At 54.2% G+C, this 24,822-nt stretch carries 26 protein-coding genes; 15 read left to right on the top strand and 11 right to left on the bottom strand.

Annotated elements, in window-relative coordinates; all coding sequences use genetic code 11:
* Positions 1–67: 67 nt before the first annotated feature.
* A complete protein-coding gene (gene fimA / locus HV037_RS17770) occupies positions 68–622 on the bottom strand; it encodes a type 1 fimbrial major subunit FimA (protein WP_032946983.1) in 555 nt (184 codons plus the stop codon).
* Positions 623–1,197: 575 nt separating this feature from the next.
* Between fimA and folD the strand changes: the two genes are divergently transcribed.
* The 3 genes from folD to HV037_RS17785 all read left to right on the top strand — a co-directional run bounded on the left by folD (position 1,198) and on the right by HV037_RS17785 (position 2,926).
* Positions 1,198–2,064, top strand: coding sequence for a bifunctional methylenetetrahydrofolate dehydrogenase/methenyltetrahydrofolate cyclohydrolase FolD (gene folD, locus HV037_RS17775; protein ID WP_003021887.1), 867 nt, complete (start codon positions 1,198–1,200; stop codon positions 2,062–2,064).
* A 1-nt stretch (position 2,065) separates the two neighbouring features.
* Entirely contained in the window at positions 2,066–2,278 is a 213-nt protein-coding gene (ybcJ, locus tag HV037_RS17780) for a ribosome-associated protein YbcJ (protein WP_016152124.1), read from the top strand.
* A gap of 123 nt (positions 2,279–2,401) precedes the next feature.
* Positions 2,402–2,926, top strand: a complete 525-nt coding sequence (locus tag HV037_RS17785; protein ID WP_019076201.1) for a metal-dependent hydrolase — start codon at positions 2,402–2,404, stop codon at positions 2,924–2,926.
* Between the two features lie 90 nt (positions 2,927–3,016).
* On the opposite strand, the gene cysS is transcribed toward HV037_RS17785, so the two are convergent.
* Complete coding sequence (gene cysS / locus HV037_RS17790) at positions 3,017–4,402, bottom strand: cysteine--tRNA ligase (protein ID WP_006685638.1); 1,386 nt, start codon at positions 4,400–4,402, stop codon at positions 3,017–3,019.
* Between the two features lie 173 nt (positions 4,403–4,575).
* On the opposite strand from cysS, the gene ppiB reads away from it, so the two are divergent.
* From ppiB to mnmH, 5 genes are all read left to right on the top strand, one after another.
* A complete protein-coding gene (gene ppiB, locus HV037_RS17795) occupies positions 4,576–5,070 on the top strand; it encodes a peptidylprolyl isomerase B (RefSeq protein WP_003021875.1) in 495 nt (164 codons plus the stop codon).
* 2 nt (positions 5,071–5,072) lie between these two features.
* Entirely contained in the window at positions 5,073–5,795 is a 723-nt protein-coding gene (gene lpxH, locus HV037_RS17800) for a UDP-2,3-diacylglucosamine diphosphatase (protein ID WP_103283569.1), read from the top strand.
* 173 nt (positions 5,796–5,968) lie between these two features.
* Entirely contained in the window at positions 5,969–6,478 is a 510-nt protein-coding gene (purE, locus tag HV037_RS17805) for a 5-(carboxyamino)imidazole ribonucleotide mutase (protein WP_075846830.1), read from the top strand.
* Positions 6,475–7,542, top strand: a complete 1,068-nt coding sequence (purK, locus tag HV037_RS17810; RefSeq protein WP_103283568.1) for a 5-(carboxyamino)imidazole ribonucleotide synthase — start codon at positions 6,475–6,477, stop codon at positions 7,540–7,542. The genes purE and purK overlap by 4 nt, the downstream gene beginning before the upstream one ends.
* A gap of 97 nt (positions 7,543–7,639) precedes the next feature.
* Entirely contained in the window at positions 7,640–8,725 is a 1,086-nt protein-coding gene (mnmH, locus tag HV037_RS17815; protein WP_181500123.1) for a tRNA 2-selenouridine(34) synthase MnmH, read from the top strand.
* Here the strand turns inward: mnmH and HV037_RS17820 are convergent, their stop codons facing one another.
* The 6 genes from HV037_RS17820 to ybbA form a co-directional block, all read right to left on the bottom strand.
* Complete coding sequence (locus HV037_RS17820) at positions 8,726–9,385, bottom strand: methionine ABC transporter permease (RefSeq protein ID WP_003831085.1); 660 nt, start codon at positions 9,383–9,385, stop codon at positions 8,726–8,728.
* Positions 9,378–10,394, bottom strand: coding sequence for a virulence-associated ABC transporter ATP-binding protein SfbB (gene sfbB / locus HV037_RS17825; protein WP_047358079.1), 1,017 nt, complete (start codon positions 10,392–10,394; stop codon positions 9,378–9,380). Before sfbB ends, HV037_RS17820 begins: the two co-directional genes overlap by 8 nt.
* Before the next feature lie 62 nt (positions 10,395–10,456).
* On the bottom strand, positions 10,457–11,287 hold the full coding sequence (locus HV037_RS17830) for a MetQ/NlpA family ABC transporter substrate-binding protein (RefSeq protein WP_016152116.1): 831 nt from the start codon (positions 11,285–11,287) through the stop codon (positions 10,457–10,459).
* 245 nt (positions 11,288–11,532) lie between these two features.
* Positions 11,533–12,666, bottom strand: a complete 1,134-nt coding sequence (locus HV037_RS17835; protein WP_016152115.1) for a porin — start codon at positions 12,664–12,666, stop codon at positions 11,533–11,535.
* Positions 12,667–12,852: 186 nt separating this feature from the next.
* Positions 12,853–15,267: a putative ABC transporter permease subunit YbbP gene (gene ybbP / locus HV037_RS17840; RefSeq protein WP_103283566.1), complete on the bottom strand. Its 2,415-nt coding sequence runs from the start codon at positions 15,265–15,267 to the stop codon at positions 12,853–12,855.
* Positions 15,264–15,950, bottom strand: a complete 687-nt coding sequence (gene ybbA / locus HV037_RS17845; protein WP_016152113.1) for a putative ABC transporter ATP-binding protein YbbA — start codon at positions 15,948–15,950, stop codon at positions 15,264–15,266. Before ybbA ends, ybbP begins: the two co-directional genes overlap by 4 nt.
* Between ybbA and tesA the strand changes: the two genes are divergently transcribed.
* The 3 genes from tesA to HV037_RS17860 are packed head-to-tail and all read left to right on the top strand — an operon-like array spanning position 15,918 to position 18,256.
* The gene (tesA, locus tag HV037_RS17850; RefSeq protein WP_085951033.1) at positions 15,918–16,544 is read left to right on the top strand and encodes a multifunctional acyl-CoA thioesterase I/protease I/lysophospholipase L1; all 627 of its coding nucleotides are present in this window, start codon (positions 15,918–15,920) and stop codon (positions 16,542–16,544) included. The two genes, ybbA and tesA, sit on opposite strands and share 33 nt — an antisense overlap.
* Before the next feature lie 28 nt (positions 16,545–16,572).
* Positions 16,573–17,343, top strand: a complete 771-nt coding sequence (locus HV037_RS17855; RefSeq protein ID WP_047416830.1) for an SDR family oxidoreductase — start codon at positions 16,573–16,575, stop codon at positions 17,341–17,343.
* A gap of 58 nt (positions 17,344–17,401) precedes the next feature.
* On the top strand, positions 17,402–18,256 hold the full coding sequence (locus HV037_RS17860; RefSeq protein WP_016152110.1) for a co-chaperone YbbN: 855 nt from the start codon (positions 17,402–17,404) through the stop codon (positions 18,254–18,256).
* A 78-nt stretch (positions 18,257–18,334) separates the two neighbouring features.
* Here HV037_RS17860 and fetB read toward each other — a convergent pair whose 3' ends face one another.
* Positions 18,335–19,114 (bottom strand): iron export ABC transporter permease subunit FetB, encoded by a 780-nt coding sequence (gene fetB / locus HV037_RS17865; RefSeq protein ID WP_047358028.1) that lies wholly within the window; start codon positions 19,112–19,114, stop codon positions 18,335–18,337.
* The gene (gene fetA / locus HV037_RS17870; RefSeq protein WP_019076194.1) at positions 19,101–19,778 is read right to left on the bottom strand and encodes an iron ABC transporter ATP-binding protein FetA; all 678 of its coding nucleotides are present in this window, start codon (positions 19,776–19,778) and stop codon (positions 19,101–19,103) included. Before fetA ends, fetB begins: the two co-directional genes overlap by 14 nt.
* A gap of 134 nt (positions 19,779–19,912) precedes the next feature.
* Between fetA and HV037_RS17875 the strand changes: the two genes are divergently transcribed.
* From HV037_RS17875 to HV037_RS17890, 4 genes are read left to right on the top strand one after another with little or no spacing between them, the layout of a single operon-like run.
* On the top strand, positions 19,913–20,830 hold the full coding sequence (locus tag HV037_RS17875; RefSeq protein ID WP_016152106.1) for an SPFH domain-containing protein: 918 nt from the start codon (positions 19,913–19,915) through the stop codon (positions 20,828–20,830).
* Positions 20,827–21,285 carry an NfeD family protein gene (locus HV037_RS17880; protein WP_016152105.1) on the top strand — a complete coding sequence of 153 codons (459 nt, stop codon included), beginning with the start codon at positions 20,827–20,829 and terminating at the stop codon, positions 21,283–21,285. The genes HV037_RS17875 and HV037_RS17880 overlap by 4 nt, the downstream gene beginning before the upstream one ends.
* A 19-nt stretch (positions 21,286–21,304) precedes the next feature.
* Positions 21,305–23,449, top strand: a complete 2,145-nt coding sequence (locus tag HV037_RS17885) for a hypothetical protein (protein WP_103283565.1) — start codon at positions 21,305–21,307, stop codon at positions 23,447–23,449.
* The gene (locus HV037_RS17890) at positions 23,419–24,135 is read left to right on the top strand and encodes a DUF3142 domain-containing protein (RefSeq protein ID WP_103283564.1); all 717 of its coding nucleotides are present in this window, start codon (positions 23,419–23,421) and stop codon (positions 24,133–24,135) included. The genes HV037_RS17885 and HV037_RS17890 overlap by 31 nt, the downstream gene beginning before the upstream one ends.
* On the opposite strand, the gene cueR is transcribed toward HV037_RS17890, so the two are convergent.
* Positions 24,132–24,542 (bottom strand): Cu(I)-responsive transcriptional regulator, encoded by a 411-nt coding sequence (cueR, locus tag HV037_RS17895; RefSeq protein ID WP_029139441.1) that lies wholly within the window; start codon positions 24,540–24,542, stop codon positions 24,132–24,134. The two genes, HV037_RS17890 and cueR, sit on opposite strands and share 4 nt — an antisense overlap.
* Between the last annotated feature and the right edge of the window lie 280 nt (positions 24,543–24,822).

A 24,822-nucleotide genomic window follows, 5' to 3' on the forward strand; every position in this document is an offset into this window, starting at 1 on the left:
CTTCATCATCCCCGGATATTGCCTCATCCATTGAGGCGAACGTCATCCTTGCGCAAATCAAAACGGCTTATTCGTACTTCATGATGAATGTCGCGTCGGCATTTGCCTGACCCGGCGTTGCGCTTGCGGCAGTGGCTTTGTAACGTGCAGAGAAACGCAGGGTGTTGGTCCCTTCTACCAGCGCCTGAGCGGTAGAGAAGGTTGCGCCATCCGGCTTCAGCGCGGTGGACGTATTGTCCAGAATTTCAATCCCAACACCGCCTGCAGTGGTACCGTTGTCTGCAGAAGTGACGGCCAGCAGGTTGTTATTGGTAATATCGGACTGGCCTGAGAAAGCAACAGCTGCGGTTGCGGCAACGTTCGGGTCACAGTCGTTCAGCACGATAGAGAACGGAATTTGTGCTGTAGTGTCACCCACTGCGGCAAAACTGGCAGTACGATACTGGCCTAACGTCACAACCTGATCGGATGACTGAGTACTGACTGCACAGGCTGCATTGACCAGTTCACCTTCAAAATGCACAGTACCGCCGCTAACGCTTACCGGATCGGCTGCAACCGCTGCACCGGCGACTAACATCAGGCTGGCAATAACAGAAGAGGTCATTAATTTACGTTTCATGGATTTCCCTTGAATTACACACATCCGGCTCCGGCATCCTGCGGGATCCGTTTGAATCATTATCGACATTAAATGTCAGGCTAATTATCTCTGCATCCTGTAAAGATATATATCGCATGAGAATTAGCTAACCTTTTACCCCAACTCTCCTGAGTATTTGATTCACTAATTATTCCTCGCGAATATGACTATTCGTCACAGCGATAAATTAAACATTTCAATTAATGAAAAATACCTGCAAATCCTTTTAATGACCCTGGCTAATTCTTAATGGGACCCAGGAAAAATCTGGGTTGGAATGAGGTAAAATCCCTCATAATTAACCGTAACAGACTGGTTTGTGGCGCATTACCCCTGAATATACTAGGGTGATGAGTTGTTTCATTCACGTTAATTTTAATTAGCATGCTCATTAATTATCCGTAAGGCTTAAGCCTCTGTACTGACCCCATTCGCAGATCGTGACGCCCCCTGGCGCACATAAAAATGCAAACGAAAACTGACAGCACGTCCCGCTTCTGACAAAATAGCGGCATCCCCTTCGATTTAACGTAACAGACGGAATCCTCTCTCTGATGGCAGCAAAGATTATTGACGGTAAAACGATTGCGCAGCAGGTGCGCTCTGAGGTTGCTCAAAAAGTTCAGGCGCGTTTAGCGGCTGGATTACGCGCCCCAGGCCTGGCTGTTGTGCTGGTAGGTAGCAACCCGGCTTCGCAGATTTATGTCGCGAGTAAACGCAAAGCCTGTGACGAGGTGGGGTTTGTCTCCCGCTCCTATGACCTGCCTGAAACCACCAGCGAGGCAGAGCTGCTCGAGCTGATCGATACGCTCAATGCAGATACCACCATCGACGGTATTCTGGTCCAGCTGCCGTTACCTGCGGGTATCGACAACGTTAAAGTTCTCGAGCGTATTGCGCCGGATAAAGACGTTGACGGTTTCCACCCGTATAACGTTGGTCGCCTGTGCCAGCGTGCGCCGCGCCTGCGCCCGTGTACTCCGCGCGGTATTGTGACTCTGCTTGAGCGTTACAATATCGACACCTACGGTCTGAATGCGGTCGTTATTGGCGCGTCGAATATTGTTGGCCGCCCGATGAGCATGGAGCTGCTGCTGGCTGGCTGCACCACCACCGTCACCCACCGGTTCACCAAAGATCTGCGTCGCCATGTAGAGCATGCAGACCTGCTGATTGTTGCCGTCGGCAAACCTGGCTTTATTCCCGGCGAGTGGATCAAAGAAGGTGCGATTGTGATTGATGTCGGCATCAACCGTCTGGAGAATGGTAAGGTTGTTGGCGATGTGGTCTTTGAAGATGCTGCCGCACGCGCGTCATACATCACGCCGGTACCCGGCGGCGTAGGCCCAATGACGGTCGCCACACTTATCGAAAACACGCTGCAGGCGTGTGTTGAATATCATGATGTAAAGGACGTTTAAGATGGCCACATTTTCACTGGGTAAACACCCACACGTTGAACTCTGCGATTTACTGAAGCTGGAAGGCTGGAGCGAAAGCGGCGCCCAGGCAAAAATTGCTATTGGCGAAGGGTTAGTGAAGGTCGATGGTGCGGTAGAAACGCGTAAACGCTGCAAAATCGTTGCAGGACAGACCGTCAGCTTTGAAGGCCACAGCATTAACGTCGTGGCGTGATCCCAGGTGCCGGATGAGGTTAACCCCTGTCCGGCCACTTCCTCTCTCCTTTTCAGATAATGACTTCATCACCACTTCACAGTGAACTGTTAGCATGTTGTTTTTCCACATGAAGCGATCATCATGCCAACAATCGTTACCCACGCTGCCGTTCCTCTCTGTTTAGGATTAGGTCTCGGGCGTAAAGTCATCCCCCCGCAATTACTGTTTACTGGCGTCATTCTGGCTATGTTGCCGGATGCCGACGTACTGTCGTTTAAGCTTGGCGTCGCCTACGGCAACGTGTTTGGTCACCGTGGTTTTACCCATTCGCTGCTGTTCGCCTTCGTGGTACCGCTGCTCGGCGTATGGATGGGTCGACGATGGTTCAAGGCAGGATTAATTCGCTGCTGGCTATTCCTGACGGTTTCACTGCTGTCGCACAGCCTGTTGGATTCGGTCACCACTGGCGGCAAAGGCGTCGGCTGGCTGTGGCCGTGGTCGGATGAACGCTTCTTTGCACCGTGGCAGGTGATTAAAGTCGCCCCGTTTGCGCTATCACGCTACGCCACACCATACGGGCACCAGGTGATAATTTCGGAGTTGATATGGGTATGGCTACCGGGAGTTATGATGATGGGTGTGCTGTGGTGGTATCGGAAATATTAATTTGCCGGATACAACAAGCGTCTTATCCGACCGACATTCGTACATTGATTGCCGGACAGGGCGCGAGCCGCCATCCGGCAATCAATATCATTACTTACGGCGCCAGGTAGTGCCCTGCGGGCCATCTTCCAGCACGATACCCATCTCATTGAGACGGTCACGCGCGGCGTCAGCTGCCGCCCAGTCTTTGGCTTTACGGGCATCCAGACGCTGCTGGATTAACGCTTCAATTTCAGCAACTTCACCGTCATCCGCCTGCGCACCGCTTTGCAGGAATGCTTCGGGCTCCTGTTCCAGCAGGCCCAGCACGCTGGAAAGCTTACGCAGATGCGAAGCCATACCGTTAGCCGCCGCCATATCTTCACCCTTCAGGCGGTTAACCTCACGCGCCATATCAAACAGCACGGAGTAGGCTTCCGGCGTATTGAAGTCATCGTCCATCGCTTCAATGAAGCGCGCTTCAAAGGCTTCGCCACCGGCTGGGGCAACGGACTTATCGGTGCCGCGCAGCGCGGTATACAGACGCTCCAGCGCAGAACGCGCCTGCTTCAGGTTCTCTTCGCTGTAGTTTAACTGGCTACGGTAATGACCAGACATCAGGAAGTAGCGAATGGTTTCGGCGTCGTAGTATTTCAGCACGTCACGCACGGTAAAGAAGTTGCCCAACGATTTGGACATTTTCTCCCGGTCAACCATCACCATCCCGGAGTGCATCCAGTAATTAACGTATTCACCGTCATGCGCACAGGTGGACTGAGCGATTTCGTTTTCATGGTGCGGGAACATCAGATCCGAACCACCGCCATGAATATCAAAATGGTTGCCCAACTGTTTGCAGTTCATCGCCGAACATTCGATGTGCCAGCCAGGACGACCCGCGCCCCACGGAGACGGCCAGCTCGGCTCGCCTTCTTTGGACATTTTCCACAGCACGAAGTCCATCGGGTTGCGCTTCACATCAACCACATCAACGCGTGCGCCCGCCTGCAGCTGATCCAGATCCTGGCGTGACAGCTGACCATAGTTCGGGTCAGTCGGCACGTCGAACATCACGTCGCCGTTATCAGCGACATAAGCGTGACCTTTGGCAATCAGCTGTTCAGTGATTTCAATAATCTCAGCGATATGGTGCGTAGCGCGCGGCTCCAGATCCGGGCGCAGAATATTCAGCGCGTCGAAATCGCTATGCATTTCCGCGATCATTCTGTCGACCAACGCCACAAAGCTCTCACCGTTTTCATTCGCGCGCTTGATGATTTTGTCATCGATATCAGTAATATTGCGCACATACTTCAGCTTATAGCCGAGGAAGCGCAAATAGCGCGCGACAACGTCGAAAGAAACGAAGGTACGTCCGTGGCCAATATGACAGAGATCGTAAACGGTAATACCACACACGTACATGCCGACTTCCCCGGCATGAATAGGTTTGAATTCCTCTTTTTGGCGCGTCAGTGTATTAAAGATTTTTAACATCGAAGATTCCGTGTAGACGTGTGTGGATAGTAAAGTCTGTATAATACCCATAATTTAGACCGGAAGCAGCACACTTTGCGAGGTGATCGCAGCTTGCGGTTATGCTATAACACACCCCTAACTCTGACCCTTCACGGGGTCGAAGCACCAATCTATCGGAACAGGATGCAAAAATGGTTACTTTCCACACTAATCACGGCGATATCGTAATCAAAACGTTTGATGATAAAGCGCCTGAAACAGTTAAAAACTTCCTGGACTACTGCCGCGAAGGTTTTTACAACAACACCATTTTCCACCGTGTTATTAACGGTTTCATGATCCAGGGCGGCGGTTTCGAACCTGGCATGAAGCAAAAAGCCACGAAAGAAGCGATCAAAAACGAAGCGAACAACGGTCTGAAAAACACCCGTGGTACGCTGGCGATGGCGCGTACTCAGGCTCCGCACTCCGCAACCGCACAGTTCTTCATCAACGTTGCAGATAACGACTTCCTGAACTTCTCCGGCGAAAGCATGCAGGGTTGGGGTTATTGCGTGTTTGCTGAAGTTGTTGAAGGCATGGACGTGGTTGATAAAATCAAAGGCGTTTCCACTGGTCGCAGCGGTATGCACCAGGATGTGCCAAAAGAAGACGTCATCATCGAAAACGTGACCGTTAGCGAGTAATCGTGACGACACTGTTTATTGCAGATCTTCACCTCTGCACAGAAGAACCGGCGATCACCGCCGGTTTTCTGCGTTTTTTAGCCGGTGATGCGCGAAAAGCTGATGCACTGTACATTCTCGGCGACCTGTTTGAAGCCTGGATTGGCGACGACGACCCAACCCCACTGCATCATGAAATAGCCGCGGCGATAAAATCACTGGTTGATTCCGGCGTTCCCTGCTTTTTTATTCACGGCAACCGAGATTTTCTGCTCGGCAAACGTTTTGCCCGTGAAAGCGGCATGAGCTTGCTGCCTGAGAAAAAAGTACTCAACCTGTATGGCCGCAAGGTATTGATCATGCATGGCGACACTTTGTGTACCGACGATGCAGGCTATCAGGCGTTTCGCGCCAAAGTACATCAACCCTGGCTACAGAAGCTGTTCCTCTCCCTACCTCTGTTCGTTCGCCAACGTATCGCCGCGAAAATGCGCGCCAACAGCAAAGCGGCCAACAGCAGCAAGTCACTGGCGATCATGGATGTGAATCCGCAGGCCGTCATCACCGAGATGGAAAAGCATCAGGTCCAGTGGTTAATTCACGGCCACACCCACCGCCCGGCAGTCCACGAACTTACGGCCAATGAGCAACCCGCTTTCCGCGTGGTATTAGGCGCATGGCACACCGAAGGGTCGATGATCAAAGTCACGCCAAATGACGTTGAACTGATCGCATTTCCGTTTTAATTCCGCAGATATCCAGTTCCTCTTTACACAAAACTCATTGAGATGTAGCCAACTACAGAGGCTGCCTGAAGGGTGAAGTGTAAAGCGCGCAATCGTTTTCCTTGACGGCGAATTATGCTATTCTCTGTGGCCTCAAAAGTCGAGTGTAGTGCATCACAGGAGTTTTCAGACGCATGTCTTCCCGCAATAACCCGGCGCGTGTCGCCATCGTGATGGGGTCCAAAAGCGACTGGGCTACCATGCAGTTCGCCGCCGAAATCTTCGAAATTCTGAACGTGCCGCATCATGTTGAAGTCGTCTCCGCCCACCGCACCCCTGACAAGCTGTTTAGCTTCGCCGAAAGCGCAGAAGAGAACGGCTATCAGGTGATCATTGCCGGTGCGGGTGGCGCTGCGCATCTGCCGGGCATGATTGCGGCGAAAACGCTGGTGCCTGTTTTAGGCGTCCCGGTGCAAAGCGCGGCGCTGAGCGGCGTAGATAGCCTTTACTCCATCGTACAGATGCCGCGCGGTATTCCGGTCGGAACGCTGGCTATCGGCAAAGCGGGCGCGGCAAATGCGGCCCTGCTGGCAGCACAAATTCTGGCAACACACGACAAAGCATTACACCAGCGTCTGAACGACTGGCGCAAAGTACAAACCGACGAGGTGCTGGAGAATCCGGACCCGCGAGGTGCGGCATGAAGCAGGTCTGCGTACTCGGTAACGGTCAGTTAGGGCGCATGCTGCGCCAGGCCGGTGAGCCGCTGGGCATTGCGGTCTGGCCCGTCGGGCTGGATGCCGAACCAGCAGCGGTCCCTTTTCAGCAAAGCGTGATCACCGCTGAGATTGAGCGCTGGCCGGAAACGGCGCTCACCCGCGAGCTCGCGCGCCATCCGGCATTTGTCAACCGCGACGTTTTCCCAATTATTGCCGACCGTCTGACGCAAAAGCAGCTTTTTGACAAGCTCGGCCTGGCAACTGCGCCGTGGAAGTTGCTGGCAGATAAAAGCGAATGGCCTGCAGTATTCGACAAACTCGGTGAGTTGGCGATCGTGAAACGTCGCGTCGGCGGCTACGACGGTCGTGGGCAGTGGCGTTTGCGCGCAAATGAAACCGGACAACTGCCGGACGACTGCTACGGCGAGTGCATCGTTGAGCAGGGAATCAACTTCTCTGGTGAAGTCTCACTGGTTGGCGCTCGTGCGCACGACGGTAGCACCGTCTTCTATCCGCTGACCCATAACCTGCACCAGGACGGCATTCTGCGCACCAGCGTGGTCTTCCCGCAGGCTAACGGCAAACAGCAGAAACAGGCCGAAGCGATGCTCTCTGCCATCATGCAGGAGCTGGGCTATGTCGGCGTGATGGCGATGGAATGTTTCATCACCCCGGAAGGTCTGCTGATTAACGAACTGGCTCCACGCGTGCACAACAGCGGGCACTGGACGCAAAACGGTGCCAGCATCAGCCAGTTTGAGCTGCACCTGCGCGCCATTACCAACCTGCCGTTACCCACGCCGATAGTGAACACTCCTTCGGTGATGGTAAATCTGATTGGTAGCGACCTGAACTATGACTGGCTGAAGCTGCCGCTGGTGCATCTGCACTGGTATGACAAAGAGGTGCGTGAAGGGCGTAAGGTGGGACACCTGAACCTGAGCGACAGCGATACCGCGCGTCTTAGCGCGACGCTGGAAGCGCTTATCCCCCTGCTGCCGCCGGAATATGCCAGCGGTATTATCTGGGCGCAGTCAACGCTGAAATAAGCCATTAATACCGGGGATTTGATTTTATCCTTCCCCGGCCCCTCCTCTGGCGCGTAAAATCCCCTCCATTGCTGTTTTTGTATTTTCAGGATCACACATGAACGATGGAACGGACTATCGCGCAATTTTGCTCGCTGGTACGCCTATAATCGATGTACGCGCCCCCGTCGAATTTCTGCAAGGCGCAATGCCGGGCGCAATCAACCTTCCCCTAATGAACGATGACGAACGTGCCGCCGTGGGTACCTGTTATAAACGTCAGGGACCCGAGGCAGCCCTCACGCTCGGCCATCAACTGGTCTGCGGCGAGACTCGCCAACAACGTATGAAGGCCTGGCTGGATGCCTGTCGTCAAAATCCTGCGGGCTATTTATGCTGCGCGCGCGGCGGTCAGCGTTCGCACATTGTGCAGCAGTGGCTGCTCGAGTCCGGGATTGACTACCCGCTGATACACGGCGGCTACAAAGCCCTGCGTCAGGCGGCGATTCAGCTGACGGAAGAATTAGTGCAAAAGCCGATCGTCTTAATTGGCGGCTGTACCGGGAACGGTAAAACGCAGCTGGTGCAACAGCAGCCGAACGGCGTGGATCTCGAAGGTCTGGCGCACCATCGCGGTTCCTCGTTTGGTCGCACCGTTGAACCGCAGTTGAGTCAGGCGAGTTTTGAAAACCTGCTGGCGGTCGAAATGCTCAGAACCGACAGCCGTCAGGATCTGCGTCTGTGGGTACTGGAAGATGAAGGCCGCATGATCGGGGCTAATCATCTTCCTGAGTGCCTGCGTGAACGCATGACCCAGGCATCTATTGCAGTGGTGGACGATCCTTTTGAGCGTCGTCTGGAGCGACTGCGCGAAGAGTATTTCGTGCGGATGCACCACGATTTTACCCATGCTTATGGCGAGAGTCAGGGCTGGCAGGAGTATAGCGAGTATCTGCACCACGGCCTGTTTGCTATTCGCCGCCGTCTGGGTTTACAACGTTTTGCCGAGCTGACGGCCCTGCTCGACGTGGCTCTGCGCGAACAGCAAGCGACGGGCAGTACCGACGCCCATATGGGCTGGCTGGTGCCGTTGCTCAACGAGTATTACGACCCGATGTATCGCTATCAGTTGGAAAAGAAAGCCGCGAAAATCGTCTTTCGCGGCACATGGCAGGATGTTGCCGACTGGCTTAACGCACAGTGATCAGTGTCTGTCGCGCTTATCCGCGCGTTTCGCCAGCCAGTCGCCCAGCACCTGCACGACCTGCACCAGAATAATCAGCGCCACCACGGTGACGATCATGACCTGGGTTTCGTAGCGGTAATAACCAAAGCGAATCGCCAGGTCGCCTACCCCACCGCCGCCAACAATTCCGGCCATCGCGGAGTAACCGATCAGACTCACCAGCGTTATCGTCAACCCACGCAGCAGACCCGCGCTCGCTTCAGGTAACAGAACGGTGCAGATGATACGCATCGGGCTGGCGCCAAAGGCTTCCGCCGCTTCAATAATGCCTTTATCGACTTCACGCAGTGCGCTGTCGACCAGACGGGCATAAAAAGCGATTGCCGCCACCGAGAGCGGGACCGACGCCGCAATCGGCCCAATGGTATTTCCGAGTAAAAACTGGGTGAGCGGCAGCAGCAGCACCAGCAGGATCACAAACGGCACCGAACGGATGATATTCACCAGCACGGAGCTGAGCAGATACACAAAACGGTTTTGCCAGAATAAATGCCGGTCGGTGACGAAAATAAGAAAACCGAGCGGCAGACCGCCAATAATCGCCAGCACCGTAGAGATGCTTAGCATCTGAAAGGTTTCATTAAACGCCAGCGTCAAATCAGGCAATAAATCATCCACGAATCACCTCCACCTGTGCCGTGCGTTGACGAATATGTTCCACGGCGACATCCACCGCAGAAGGGTTATGCGGCGCGGTCAGTTGCACCACCAGAATCCCCAGCGCACGCTCGCCGATATATTCAATTTTGCCGTGCAGAATGTTCACCGCCACACCAAATTTAACCGCGACTTCTGACAACACTGGCTGTTCCGCCGAATCGCCGATGAACAGAATTTTCAGCAACTGGCCAGGCAAATGCTGGCGCAAGCGTTCGGGTAGCGTCAGATTGAGGGTATGCGACACCAGTTGCTGCGTGAAAGCGTGCTGCGGGTGAGCAAAAACGTCAAACACTTCACCGGACTCCACCACCTTGCCGCCGGACATCACCGCCACACGATCGCAAATCGATTTGATCACGTTCATCTCGTGAGTGATCAGCACGATCGTGATCCCCAGCTGTTGGTTGATCTGCTTAAGCAATGCCAGAATAGTGGCCGACGTTTCCAGATCCAGCGCAGAGGTCGGTTCATCACACAGCAGCACATCCGGGTGATTGGCAATCGCACGGGCAATACCAACGCGCTGCTTTTGCCCGCCGCTGAGCTGCACAGGAAAGCGGTTTGCCTTGTCAGACAGCCCCACCAGCGTCAGGATTTCGCTGACGCGTGGGCCAATTTTACTGCGCTCCCATCCGGCAGCCTTCAGGCTGAAAGCGACGTTTTGCGCCACGGTACGGGTATGCATCAGATTAAAATGCTGAAAAATCATCCCAATACGCTGACGGGCTTTACGTAGTTGCGCCCCTTCCAGCGCGGAAATTTCTACGCCGTTAACCTTTACGCTTCCCAGGCCTGGTCGCGTTAAGGCGTTCAGGGTGCGCAGCAGCGTACTTTTCCCCGCGCCGCTGGTCCCGACAATGCCAAATATCTCGCCTGCGCCTATGCGCAAGCTGACGTCATCAACCGCCCGGGTTGATGGTCCACGGCCTGCGCTAAAATCCACGCAAACCTTTTCTATCTCAATCATAGCCACCTCAGAAATGCGAAAAGGGCAGTCGCCGCTGCCCCTGTTAACCTTGTGCGCAGCGATTATTGGGCTGCCGACATCCATTCCGGTTTCTGGAAGGCGCTGTAGATATTTTGCGGATCGTCGATCACCGCGCGATACGCCGGAGATTTCACCGCCGCCACAATATCTTTCGCGAACGGTTTATCCGCATCTTCACTGCGAACCGCTATGATATTTTTCAGATTTTCGTCCAGATGCTCTTGCTTGATGGCACTGGCGAGATCCAGTTTCGCCGCCACGGCAAAGTTACCGTTGACCAGCGCGCCGGTCACACCGTCCAGGGTACGCGGCAGTTGTGCCGCTTCCAGCGGCTTAAACACCAGCCCTTTCGGGTTGCTGGCGATATCGCGCTCAGAGGCTTTAGTCGGATCGATAGTGTCTTTGATGGTAATAAGGCCAATAGACTGCAGGAAACGCAGACCGCGAGCCAGATTGGTTGGATCATTGGAAAGCGTGATCACATCCCCTTTTTTTAACTCATCCAGGCTTTTGATTTTATGTGAGTAAAAACCCATCCCGGCCGTTGGGACCACAATCAGCTTGCTCAGCTTCAGTCCTTTATCAGCGGTGAATTTGTCAAAGTAGAGCGAGTGCTGGAACAAGTTGGCATCAATACTGCCGTTGGAAAGCGCCATGTTCGGCTGCACGTAGTCGCTGAATTCGCGCACCACTACCTTATAGCCTTTCTCTTTCAGCGTAGGGGCAATGGCCTGTTTCACCATATCGCCGTACGGACCAGGTGCGACGCCAAACACGATGGTATGCGGGTCACTGTTCGCATGAGCAAGTTGTAATCCACAGGCCAGTAACAGCGCTCCGGTCGCGACGCGTAAACTCTGACGCAATCCCATAATTTCTCCATTTTAACGTTGTGGTGTCATGTCTCACGCCGTTCTTGCGGCGTTGTTCTTGTTGGCCTGTTAACAGGCAGATTGTTAACATGACACAGATCACAACCTGCTGTCCTTGAAATTATTTCATGATGTTGCGGGATATGTCGTTGAATGTACGTTGAAGGTACTAATGTGTTTTTCAGCAAAGGATAGTAAAAAACCGGATAACCTTCTGGTTACCCGGTTTTGGCAGGGAAATTGACTTAGAAATCGTAACGCAGACGAACCAGGTTCATATCACCCAGATTGTCGGTGCTGGAGGTGAAGACGTGTTCGTAATCCACACGGAAACCGTAGTCCAGCTGGAAGCTGATACCCACACCATTGTCGGTACGCAGGTAGTTACGACCATTCACGTATTCAATACGGTCGCCCATAACGTAGGGTTGAACGGATTTCAGCGCATACTGACCAACCGGGAAGGTGTAACCCGCAAAGTATTCCAGACCCCAGGCATCACCGGCAAAGTAATCGTTAACAGAGACTTTTTTGGTGGTCATGAAGTTTTGATACCAACCGCCGCCCATCGAGAAGGTCCAGTTGTCCGGTTTCCAGCTCAGCGCGGTACCGACGATGTTTTGATCGTAGGTTTTGCTGGTGTCGCCACGCATTTCCGCGCGGGTGTAGTTCCACGCCGTACCCCAGGTCAGGTCATCAGTGATGTGATAATCCACACCCAGCGAGCCACCGCCTTTACGCTTGTAGCGCAGACCATTGTTCGGGTTGTAATCATCACTGAACAGATAAGACGCGTAGAGATCAACATCGCCAACCGTTTTCTTATACTTCAGTGATTTACGCGTACGATAGGAACCGTCATAGTCGCCATTGATACCGTTACCTGGTGCCTGACCGATCATGTCGTAGTCCCAGATATCCGTTTTCGCACCAACCACATCATAGTAAATGCTGTTCTGTTGACCGAAGGTCAGCGTACCCCAGGTCGCGCTCTTCAGACCGGTGTACAACATACGACGCGTGGTATCGTTGGCGCCGTTAGCATAGTGATTATCCCAGTTGAACATTGCCGGGAAGTTAACGCCCAGCTCGTAATAACTCACCCAGCTGATGTCATCAAACAGATAGTAATCAGCGGCGAAGCGGAAACGCGTCCCGCCGTCGAAACCATTACGTTTGTAGCCATTCTTACCATCGTCACCAGCCATATTCTGGAACTGCGGACGAATACTCCCGCCAACGGTGAAGTTAAGACGGCTCAGCGGGTTGCCCGCCTGTGGATCTTGTTTCAGGACCGTGATTTCCGCCTGGGAGGCGAACGTCGTTAATGCCACTGCTGCGCCGATCGATACCGCCAGCGCCGTTTTTTTTATAGTCATTATTTGTACCTTGATAGATAGCCTGCCAATTATTCAGCATACAAATATTAACGTTTATTAATACACTCGTGTTGTCGGGTTTTTATTGTTCTGTGCTGTTAAATATCAATGAGTTATCAATTTGTGCTACATAGATAAAAAACGCACCGATTTAAAAAACCGGTGCGTAATCATCACGAATATGAATTAACTACTGAATTGACGGAACAGCGCTTTGCCTTTTAGCAGACGTGAACCGAGCCATCCGCCGCATAATGAGAGCAACAATGCCCCACAAAGCGGCAACACGACCCACAGTCGCCAGTCTGGCTCCCACGGAAAATCAAACACTCGGGTTTGCAGCACCGCCAGTGCGGTTTCCGCGCCGATGGCAGCCACCAGTCCGGCGACCATCCCGAGCATGGCGAACTCGCACCATAGCGTGGTACGCAGCAGCTTCTTACCCGCGCCCAGCGTGCGCCAGACCACCAGTTCCTGATGACGCTGACGCATTCCGACCTGGACCTGCGCCAATAGCAGCAACATACCGCAAGCGGTAACCAGCACCACCATCACCTCCAGTGCCCGGCTCACCTGCTCCAGCACCTGGCTCACCTGTTTGAGGATTGCACCAATATCCAGCAGGCTGATAGTCGGGAATTCGCGGTTAAGCTGCGTCAGCATGCCGTTGCCGTTCTCCCAGCGAAAGCTGGTTAACCAGCTTTGCGGCTGAGCGTCCAGCGCGCCGGAGGGAAAGATAAAGAAGAAGTTGGGGCGCAGGCTTTCCCAGTCCACTTTGCGCAGACTGCTGACCGTGGCGCTGAAATCCTGGGTATCGCCCATAAAGGTCACCCGATCGCCAAGCTTGACGTTCAGCCGTTTCGCCAGCCCCTCTTCCATCGAGACTTCGCCCGCTTTTGGCGGCCAGCTTCCGGCAACGATCGGGTTATGATCCGGTCGGGTATCCTGCCAGGTCAGATTAAGCTCACGGTTCAGCGCCTCATCGTGATTGCCTTCGGTCGGCTTCTCATTGATAGCCGTCAAACGCGCCCGCACAATCGGATAGAACGATTCCGGGATCACCTGATGCTCAGCCAGGAAAGCCTTGAGTGGAACCACCTGTTCGGTGGCAATGTTGATGAGAAAATAGTTCGGGCTTTCCGGCGGCATTTGCTGCTGCCAGCGGTCGAGCAGGTCGCCACGCAGTACCAGCAGCAGCGCCAGCAACATAAAGGAAAGCGAAAATGCCGACAGCTGACTGAGCGTTGACCACGGCTGGCGCAACAGCCGACTGACCGCTAAACGCAGCGGCAGCGAGGTGAGCGTCAGGCCACGCAGCACGTTGAGCAGCATCCAGCCGAGCACCCCGCACAAAAGCGCCAGCACTACCGCTCCGGCCAGCACGGCCCACAGCAGCGGACTTCCGCCCATCAGTCCGGCGAGCAGGGCAATCACGACTATCAATACCACCGGCAAATAAAACTTCAGCGGCCAGACGTTTGCCACCACGTCACGGCGCAGTACCCGCAGTGGCTGAGTCGCCAGCAGCAAACGGTAAGGGCGTAACCCCACCAGCAGAGAAATGACCGTCATGGTGCCTAATGCCCATAGCCACGGCCAGGGACTGGCAGGCGGCAGTTCACCGGGCAGTACCGGCTTAAGTAATACCACCAGCACGCGTTCAAACAACAGCCCGAATAACCCTCCGGTCACGCCAGACAGCACCAGCACCATCAGCCATTGACCAATAATCAGCCTGCGCAACTGTGCTCTGCCCGCGCCAAGGGTTTTCAGAATAGCCACCAGATCGTAACGACTGCGGCAGTAATGGCTCATCGCCACGGCAACCGCAGCGACCGCCAGCAGCAGGGTTAGCAGCGCCGACAGCAGCAGGAACTGTTGCGAACGCTCCAGTGATTTCCCCAGCGCCCCTTCATCCTGCTCCAGCCCATACCAGCGCTGTTCAGGCTTTAACTGCGGGAGCAGCCATTTTTCATAGGCTTCCAGTTGCTGCGGTGTCCCGCCAAATTTATAGCGCCAGGTCACACGGCTCCCCGGCTGGACCGCCGCCGTTTTTTCGACATCCGCCATGTTCATCATCAGGCGCGGCGCTATCTGGAACGGATTGAAACCGGCGTCCGGCTCCTGCACCACTTCCCCGGCGATGCGCAGCGTGGCATCACCCACGTCGATGGAATCACCGATTTTTAAGTTCAGCAACGCCATCAGACGCGGAGCCAGCAGTACCGAGCCTGGCTGAGGTTTCAGTCCCGGCGGATTGGTTTGCAACGTGCCATACATCGGATACACATCATCCACCGCTTTGACGTTCGCCAACTGCGGCGTATCCCGGGCAAAGGTCATAGTGGCAAAGGTCAGCTGTTCGCCCACTTTCAGGCCACGCTGTCGCGCCTCGTCAATCCACGCTTTCGGCACGGTACGCGAACTTTGCAGCGACCGATCTCCCGCCATAAACTCACGGCTTTGCTGGCTCAGCCCCTTTTCCATACGATCGCTGATATTGCCCAGCGCCAGCACGCAGGCCACGGCCAGGCTCAGCGCCAGCCAGACAATCAGTAATGAAGGCGAGCGCCATTCGCGCCAGAACCAGCGTGCAATCATGCCTCCTCCTGCAACTGTCCGTTCACCAGGCGTAAACGCCGATCGCAACGCGCCGCCAGTTGAGAATCATGGGTCACCAGAATCAGGGTGGTGCCATGTTCCCGGTTCAGAGAAAACAGCAGGTCGGCGATTTTGTCTCCGGTCTGGCGGTCCAGATTGCCCGTCGGTTCATCGGCAAACAGCACGTCAGGACGACCGTTAAACGCCCGCGCCAGCGCCACGCGCTGCTGCTCCCCACCGGAAAGCTGGGCCGGAAGATGATCAAGACGTTTTCCCAGCCCCAGTTGCTCCAGCAACGTTTTTGCCCCGTCGCGACTTTTTCCGCTGTTTTCGCCGCGCAACAACGCGGGCAACTCGACGTTTTCCAGCGCGTTTAGGGTCGGAATTAACATGAATGACTGGAAGACAAAACCCACGTGTCGCGCCCGCAGCTGTGCCCGGGCTTCTTCATCCATGGTGTGCAGCGCCTGCCCCACCAGGCTGACTTCACCGCTGGTGCCATCGTCCAGCCCGGCGAGGATCGCCAGCAGTGTGGATTTTCCTGAACCCGACTCGCCAATCAGCGCAATGGTCTCGGCGCGTTTGACAACCAGTTCAACTCCGGTAAGGATGGATAGCTCATGATCACCCTGACCGACGGATTTCTTAAGATGATGAACTTCAACAATGTTTTCCGCTGGCATTGGCCTTTCCTGTTCCTGGTCCTGTTAACTTTCCGCGCCGCCGCAGCGGACACGTTATTAATTCTGGGTGACAGCCTGAGCGCCGGATACCGTATGTCCGCCAGCGCCGCATGGCCTGCGCTACTTAATGATAAATGGCAAACCAAAACGCCGGTGGTGAATGCCAGTATTAGCGGCGACACCTCGCAGCAGGGGCTGGCCCGTCTGCCTGCATTACTGAAGCAGCACCAGCCGCGCTGGGTGCTGGTCGAACTTGGCGGCAACGACGGTCTGCGCGGTTTTGCGCCTGCGCAAACCGAACAAACCCTGCGCACGATTCTGCAGGATGTGAAAGCAGCAAATGCCGAACCGCTGCTGATGCAAATTCGTCTGCCGGCAAACTACGGTCGCCGTTATAATGAAAGCTTTAGCGCGATTTATCCAAAACTCGCCAAAGAGTTTGATATACCTCTGCTGCCCTTTTTTATGGAAGAGGTTTATCTGAAACCCCAGTGGATGCAGGATGATGGTATTCATCCTAACCGTGACGCCCAGCCGTTTATTGCCGACTGGATGGCGCAACATCTCACTCCTCTAGTAAATCACGACTCGTAAAACAACGGAGATCCTGACAGGTAAAGTTATGCAAAAATCGGTCTTAATAACAGGATGTTCCAGCGGAATCGGTCTGGAAAGCGCGCTTGAGCTAAAGCGCCAGGGTTTTCAAATTCTGGCGGGCTGTCGCAAACCTGACGATGTGGCGCGTATGAACAGCATGGGATTCACCGGCATATTGCTGGATCTGGATTCACCCGAGAGCGTAGATCGCGCGGCTGATGAGGTGATCGCCCTGACCGATAATCGTTTGTATGGGATCTTTAACAACGCCGGATACGGCGTCTATGGCCCACTGCCCACCATCAGCCGCGAGCAGATGGAACAGCAGTTTTCCGCCAACTTCTTTGGCGCACATCAGCTTACCATGCGCCTGTTACCCGCCATGCTACCCCACGGCGAAGGACGAATTGTGATGACCTCGTCGGTAATGGGATTGATCTCAACGCCGGGGCGCGGGGCCTATGCCGCCAGCAAATATGCGCTGGAAGCCTGGTCCGACGCGCTGCGTATGGAGCTGCGCCACAGCGGGATTAAGGTCAGCCTGATTGAGCCTGGCCCTATTCGCACCCGCTTTACCGAAAACGTCAACCAGACCCAGAGCGATGCTCCCGTGGAAAACCCCGGAATTGCCGCGCGTTTTACGCTGGAGCCACAAGCGGTTGTCGCCAAAGTGCGTCATGCGTTTGAGAGCGACAAACCAAAGCTGCGTTATCCGGTTACGCTGGTGACCTGGGCAGTTATGCTACTGAAGCGCCTGTTGCCAGGCCGCATAATGGACAAAATTTTACACGGTTGAGTTGAAGCACGCGCGTCAGCCCCCATGTAACAAGAAATCGACAAAAGAGAGTAACTCCATGTCCACACAGAATATTGTTAACATTAACGAATCGAACCTCCAGCAGACCCTTGAACAGTCGATGACCACGCCGGTCCTGTTCTATTTTTGGTCTGAGCGCAGCCAGCATTGTCTGCAATTAACGCCGGTACTGGAGAGCCTTGTTGCTCAGTACAACGGTCAGTTTATTCTCGCCAAGTTAGATTGCGACGCCGAGCAGATGATCGCCTCCCAGTTTGGTCTGCGCGCGATCCCCACGGTTTATCTGTTCCAGAACGGTCAGCCGGTAGATGGATTCCAGGGCCCGCAGCCGGAAGAGGTTATTCGCGCGCTGCTGGAGAAAGTGTTACCGAGCGAGGAAGAGCTGAAAGCGCGCCAGGCGATCGAGTTCATCGAAGCCGGCAATCACGCTGATGCGCTGCCGCTGCTGAAAGAAGCCTGGCAGATCTCCAACCAGAGCAGCGAAATTGGCCTGCTGCTGGCGGAAACGCAAATCGCCCTGAACCGTTCTGACGAAGCCGAAGCGGTGCTGAAAACTATCCCGTTGCAGGATCAGGACACCCGTTATCAGGGCCTGGTGGCACAGATCGAACTGCTGAAGCAGGCGGCTGATACACCTGAAATCCAACAGTTGCAGCAGCAGGTCGCCAGCAATCCACAGGATGCGGCGCTGGCAACTCAACTGGCCATTCAGTTACACCAGGTCGGACGTAACGAGGAATCACTGGAATTGCTGTTCAGTCACCTGAAGAAAGATCTCACTGCAGCCGACGGTCAGGCGCGTAAAACCTTCCAGGAGATCCTTGCCGCACTGGGCACCGGCGATGCGCTGGCCTCGAAATACCGCCGCCAGCTGTACGCGCTGTTGTACTAATCCGCTGCATTTGCCTGATGGCGCTTGCGCTAATCGGGCCTACAATCTCCCCGTAGGCCCGCGCCATCCGGTACTCCATTAGGTTTTTTTCAAATGCGTCACCACCAGTTGGTGACGTGAATTATAGAACTTCCGATAGGTCAGGTAGCAGGCGATAATGGTTGACAGACTGGCGGTCGAAAGCAGCATAAACGTCACCATAATCTGATACTTAATCGCTTTTACCGGATCAATACCTGCAAAGATCAACCCGGACATCATTCCCGGTAAACTCACCAGTCCCACGGTCTTCGCTGAATCGATCGTCGGGATCAGCGAAGCGCGAATACTGTCGCGAATCAGCGGCGCGGAGGCCACTTTCGGCGTCGCACCGAGGCTGAGTTTTTCCTGAATTTGCTGCTGTTCGCTGTTAAACCGCTGCCCCAGATTGTTGTAACACAGCCCTACCGCAACCATCGCATTGCCTGCAATCATGCCGGAAATTGGGATCACCTGCATTGGGGTAAACTCGATAGAGCCTGACAGAACCAGCACCGCCAGCGTTAACCCCGCCCCCGCCGTGATGGCGATAAATGACGAGAGAAAAGCTTTATCAATATATTTACTGCGCTTTTGCGCGTTATAGGCCGCGTTGAAACAGATAAACAGCACCATCAATAAGGTCAGAATGCTGTGGTTAACGCCGAAAATATATTTCAGCACATAGCCAACGATAATAAGCTGAACCACCGCCCGGCAAACGCTCCAGAGAATATCTTTTTCCAGCGCCAGTTTTTCTTTGTTGCTGATCAGTATCGCGACCACCACCAGCATCATCGCTAACGCCAGTGATTCATTGGTAATATTATGCTCGTTCATTGCTTACTTCCTGCATTTCCCCGGCGTGCGGTTGAAGGGTTATGACATTATCCGCATGATTAATTTCATCTTTGTCGTGCGTCACCCACAGCACAGCAATATTCTTATCGCGGACATAGTGGTGAATTAATTCGTTCACATTCCGTTTATTGGCTTCATCCAGCGCGCTGGTAATTTCATCAAGCAGCAGGATTTTTGGCAGAAACTGTAAATTACGAATTAATGAGACGCGTTGCTTTTCGCCGCCAGACAGCTCATTGATGTTTTTTTTGAGGATCGTTTCGGGTAGCTCAAAACGGGCCAGATCGGCAAGAAACACATCCGGATCCGGACGTTTATCGCGGATTTGCCAGGGGAAAATGAGGTTGTCGTAAACGGTGTCACCAAACAACGCGGGCGTTTGCGCACAATAAGAGACCTGCTGGCGATATGTTTCAGGCTTAAGAGTGTTTATCTCCTTGCCCTCAAAGAGAATTTCACCGGCAGTCGGGCTAATTAATGACGCCACTATCTTGAGTAACGTACTTTTACCGCAACCAGACTGGCCGGTAATCAGTTTAAATTCTCCGGCCCGGAGATTAAAACAGATGTTATTGAGAACCTGCGTCGCCCCTGCCTGCCATGCGACATTTTTTAACTGAAGCAGAATGCTGCTTTCTTCCATTACCAATCCCTTTTTTACCTCTTTCGTGCAGACAGTCTATCCCTGTAATTTATTATAGGGGAGCCCACCCTGATAAATCGGGTATAATTTGACTAATGAGGCAGTAAAGGACAACACAACAGGAGGTTTCATCAATGCTCATTTTTATTCCTATTCTCATTTTTGTCGCGCTGGTCATCGTCGGTGCTGGCGTCAAAATCGTCCCGCAGGGATATCAGTGGACGGTCGAGCGTTTTGGCCGTTACACCAAAACCCTGCAACCGGGTTTAAACCTTGTTGTACCGTTCATGGACCGCATCGGTCGTAAGATCAACATGATGGAACAGGTGCTTGATATCCCCTCTCAGGAAGTCATCTCCAAAGACAACGCCAACGTCGCGATCGATGCCGTCTGCTTTATTCAGGTGATCGACGCGCCAAAAGCGGCTTATGAGGTCAGCAACCTGGAACTGGCGATCATCAACCTGACCATGACCAATATTCGTACCGTTCTCGGCTCGATGGAACTCGATGAAATGCTCTCCCAGCGTGACAACATCAACACGCGCCTGCTGCATATCGTTGATGAGGCCACGAATCCCTGGGGCATTAAAATCACCCGTATTGAAATCCGCGATGTGCGTCCCCCAGCAGAACTTATCGACGCCATGAACGCGCAGATGAAAGCCGAACGCACCAAGCGCGCCTATATTCTTGAAGCGGAAGGGATCCGTCAGGCAGAAATCGTCAAGGCCGAAGGTGAGAAGCAGTCGAAAATCCTCAAAGCGGAAGGTGAACGCCAGTCGGCATTTTTACAGGCTGAAGCGCGTGAACGTTCCGCAGAAGCCGAGGCCCGCGCGACGCAGATGGTTTCGGAGGCCATTGCCGCCGGGGATATTCAGGCCGTGAACTACTTCGTGGCGCAGAAATACACCGAAGCGCTGCAGCACATCGGTTCGTCGAATAACAGCAAAGTGGTGATGATGCCGCTGGATGCCAGCAGCCTGATGGGATCCATTGCCGGGATCGCCGAACTGGTGAAAGACAGCGCCAGCGAACGGAAAAAATCATGATAGCGATGATTCTGGTGCACCCGCACATCTTCTGGCTCAGCCTCGGCGGTCTGCTACTCGCCGCCGAGATGCTGGGCGGTAACGGCTATCTGCTGTGGAGCGGCGTGGCGGCGGTGATTACCGGCCTGGTAGTGTGGCTCATCCCGCTTGACTGGGCGTGGCAGGGGGCGATGTTCGCCGTACTCACCCTGCTGGCGGCCTGGCTGTGGTGGAAGTGGTTGGCAAGGCGCGTACAAGATCAGAAACCCGCCGACAGCCATCTTAACCAGCGCGGGCAGCAGTTAGTTGGCCGTCGATTTATTCTGGAAACTGCCCTGGTCAATGGCCGCGGACATATGCGCGTCGGCGACAGCTCATGGCCCGTCAGCGCCCGCGACGATTTGAGCGCCGGAACGCAGGTTGAAGTCATTGCCGTTGAGGGAATTACCCTGATTATTACAGCGGTATCACACTAAAAAGACAGGAAATAAGACTATGGTCAGGAAGACACCCCTTGCCTTTGCCCTTTGCTCATTATTGGCCGCCGCCCCGCAGGTATTCGCCTCTTTCGATATGGAAGACTGCAAATGGAGCGACGACAGCTGCCTGCTGAAAGGCACGCCCACCTTCAACCCGGAAAACGACAGCCGCGATAACCTGCTGCGGCTGCTGAGCCAGGAGAAATCATTTGCTCTGCCGGTGCAGTCGATGCCGGCGGACATCACCCGCTCCCGCGATTTCTATTTTGCGTATCATCCGCAGTGGGATGACATTGCCCCGCAGCCAGCCGCAGCGCAGGTATCTGCCGAAGACAGCCCCCTGTCCCGACAGATAGCCGAACTGAACATTAGCGCAGACGAAATAAACGTCAACGACGCTGAGCTTGAGAACCGTCATGTTTCGAATAATACCGCGAGCGTCAGCGCATTTTTTGCCGCACTGCTGGCCGACTCAACGTTAACGGCAAATCAGCGTCAGGCCCTGGCCCAGGCGCGCACAGGACTGTTATCCGGGGCAACCCGCGAGCAGATTGAGTCATCGCTTGCCACTCTCCCGGCAGATTCTCCAGCTCAGTCCTACAAAAGCTATCTGGCAGCGGCCGCCAGTTTTTATGCCGGTGATTATGCCAGCGCCGAACAGGATTTCGCTCAGCTAGCCAAAAGCGATCGTCCGTGGCTGGCTGAGACCGCGCAATACATGCTGATACGTGCGGCGTTGAACAAAAGCAGCCAGAACAGCGTGGGCGAGTACGGCGATTTTGATATCGCAAAAATTAACCGCGAGGACGCTTCTCAGGCTCAGACGCTGGCGCAAGCCTATCTGCAACACTACCCACAAGGCCTGTACGCCGCTTCCTCGCACGGTATGCTGCGTCGTATCAACTGGTATTTACAGGCGTGGCCGCAATTGGCGGGGTTGTATGAGCAGACGCTCCAGCAGTCGGCTGACGCACAGCAACTGCGTGAGATCGTCATCGAATACGATAATGTCTACGGCATGGCGTTCTACGAACAGTCCGTGGTGGAGGCTTTCCCCGATGCGCCGCTTGTCAGCTATATCGAACTGCTGCGCGCGTTGCGCCTGAATAACAACAACAAACCAACGCTGACGCAGGCCCAGCTTGACGCCAGCAAACCGGTGTTTGAGCAGAGCCAAAAACTGCCGCTATGGCGCGATCTGCAGTTGAATCTGTGGCTGGCAACGGGCAACTACGCGGCGATTATTTCGGCAGTTACTCCGGCGCAGAAACTTCCGGCCCACGATACGCTGGCCTTCAGCGAACAGGTGCTGTACGGCGAAGCGCTGATGGGCCAGAAGAAATGGACCACGGCACGTGATTTCTGGCAGACATTGCTGAAGCTCAGCCAGGACAACGAACAGCAGCAGTATGTGCAGGCTAAGCTAGCCGCGACGCTGGTTTATAGCGGCGACGTGGCGGCAATTTTCGCCCCGGAAAGCGCAGTAACTAACCTGCGCTTTCGCTCGCAGGTGCTGAAAACCCAGGCAACGCCTGAACTACTGCGCCAGCAAGCCGTCCACGGTCCTAATAACGAAGAGCGTACCATCGCCCTGCATACGCTGCTGGTGCGGGATCTCACTGAGCATCGCTTTGACGACTGGCTGAATGACAGAAAACTGGCCAGCGCCATTACGCCGCCGGTCATTGGCGAAGCGTTTGATGACGTTAATCTGAGTATTTTCGACTGGAACGGCGACTCTGCCGAGAGCGGTTATACCTGTCGCAGCCTCAATGAAACGGTAACAGTTCTGAGCAAACAAGCGCATGATGCCCACGCCCTGAACTGCTTAGGCGAATTTTTCCGCACTACGCAAACCCACGTTGATTTATGGAAAAACAGTTCCGGCAACGATGTGCTTGAATCAGCAATCTCGCGCAAGAAACCGTTCGGCCAGTTCGACAGGCAAAGCTACTACCAGCAGGTGATCACATCGCCAAAAGCAGAGGTTGAAGATAAGAGCTTTGCGCTGTATCGCGCCATCATGTGCTATGCGCCTTCAGGCTCTAACGAGTGCGGCGGTGAGGAAGTGGATAAACTACAGCGTAAAGGCTGGTTCACCCAACTGAAAACGCAGTATCCGGGAAGTCCGTGGGCGCAAAAACTCAAATACTACTGGTAACTGCGCTACTGCTCGGCCAGGCACAGGCGGCGGAGATCGTCGCCGCCCGTGAACATCCGGCCTTCTGGCTATGGTCCGGAGTGAAGGCCAGTGACGAGCTGAAAAACGCACAAACAGTCTATCTGCATCAGGGCGAAGTCCTGGTTCGTTCAGGTCACGTGGTGTTCCAGCGTCTCGGGCTGCCGGTCAATCGCCTGACTTTCCCCTCTATCTGGTTGACCGTGCGCTTTACCACACTCGACGTACCGGAGGAGATCCCGGCGCGCATCATACGCTTGATGCAACGCTGGCAGGCGGCCGGAAATCACGTCATCGGCCTGCAGGTTGATTTTGACGCGGCGACCCATCAGCTTGCCGATTACGCCCACTTTCTGCAGCAGTTACGCCAACGGCTACCGACCGAGTTTGCACTTGGCGTAACCGGACTACTGGATTGGGCAAAAACGGGCGACGTCGCCACGCTGAACGCGCTGGCGGTCGATGAACTGGTGGTCCAGAGCTATCAGGGACGTCACACGGTACCGAATTATCAGGCGTATCTGCCCGCCCTCAGTCGTCTGCGCATTCCATTTAAGCTGGGGCTGGTACAAAACGGTAGCCGGGACCCGCAGGCTGAAGCGCAGCTTGAGAAATCACCGTGGTACCGCGGCACTGTGGTGTTTATGCTTAATCCGCCACTCCGTTAAGCCTTCGCTTTATGGTGGCAGCAGCCGGAGAGATTATCAATAATCGGGCATTCGGCGCTGTCATCGCCAGGGCAACTCTCCGCCAGCGCCAACAAATGCAAGCGCATAGCCTGCAGCTCGCTGATATGGCGCTCAATATCCGCCACCTTTTCTAACGTACGCTTTTTCACATCTGCGCTGTGACGCGCCGGATCGTTAAACAGGTTCACCAACTCGCCGCACTCTTCCAGGTTAAAACCAACCTGTCGTGCCTGTCGCAACAGCGTAAGCTCATTCAGATGCTGTTGGTTGTATGTGCGATAGCCATTTTCGCTACGCAGCGGCGGCGTCACTAACCCCTTTTCTTCGTAAAAGCGTATCGCTTTGCTGGTTAAACCGGTTTTTTTCGCAACATCGCTAATATTCACATTTCCCCCGCTGATCTTGTTGGTACTGAGCCACATTATAGCCCACATTGCCGTAATCCTTTACCCAAGAACCCCGCGCATTTTCCACCATCACAGCGATGCACAAATCCTTTTAATTCACATTGTTATATCCGATTCAGATCACATTTCAGCATTTATTGACCACGCAAAATTGACTCAAATCAAAAGATGTATCGGTTCTGCACCTTTCATCTTGAACAAAGGGAAACAATTTTATATACAAACGCGAATGATAATGATGATCATTTACATTCAATAA

This window comes from Citrobacter sp. RHBSTW-00017 (assembly GCF_013797615.1).
In the GTDB taxonomy this organism is placed as follows: Bacteria; Pseudomonadota; Gammaproteobacteria; order Enterobacterales; family Enterobacteriaceae; genus Citrobacter; species Citrobacter braakii.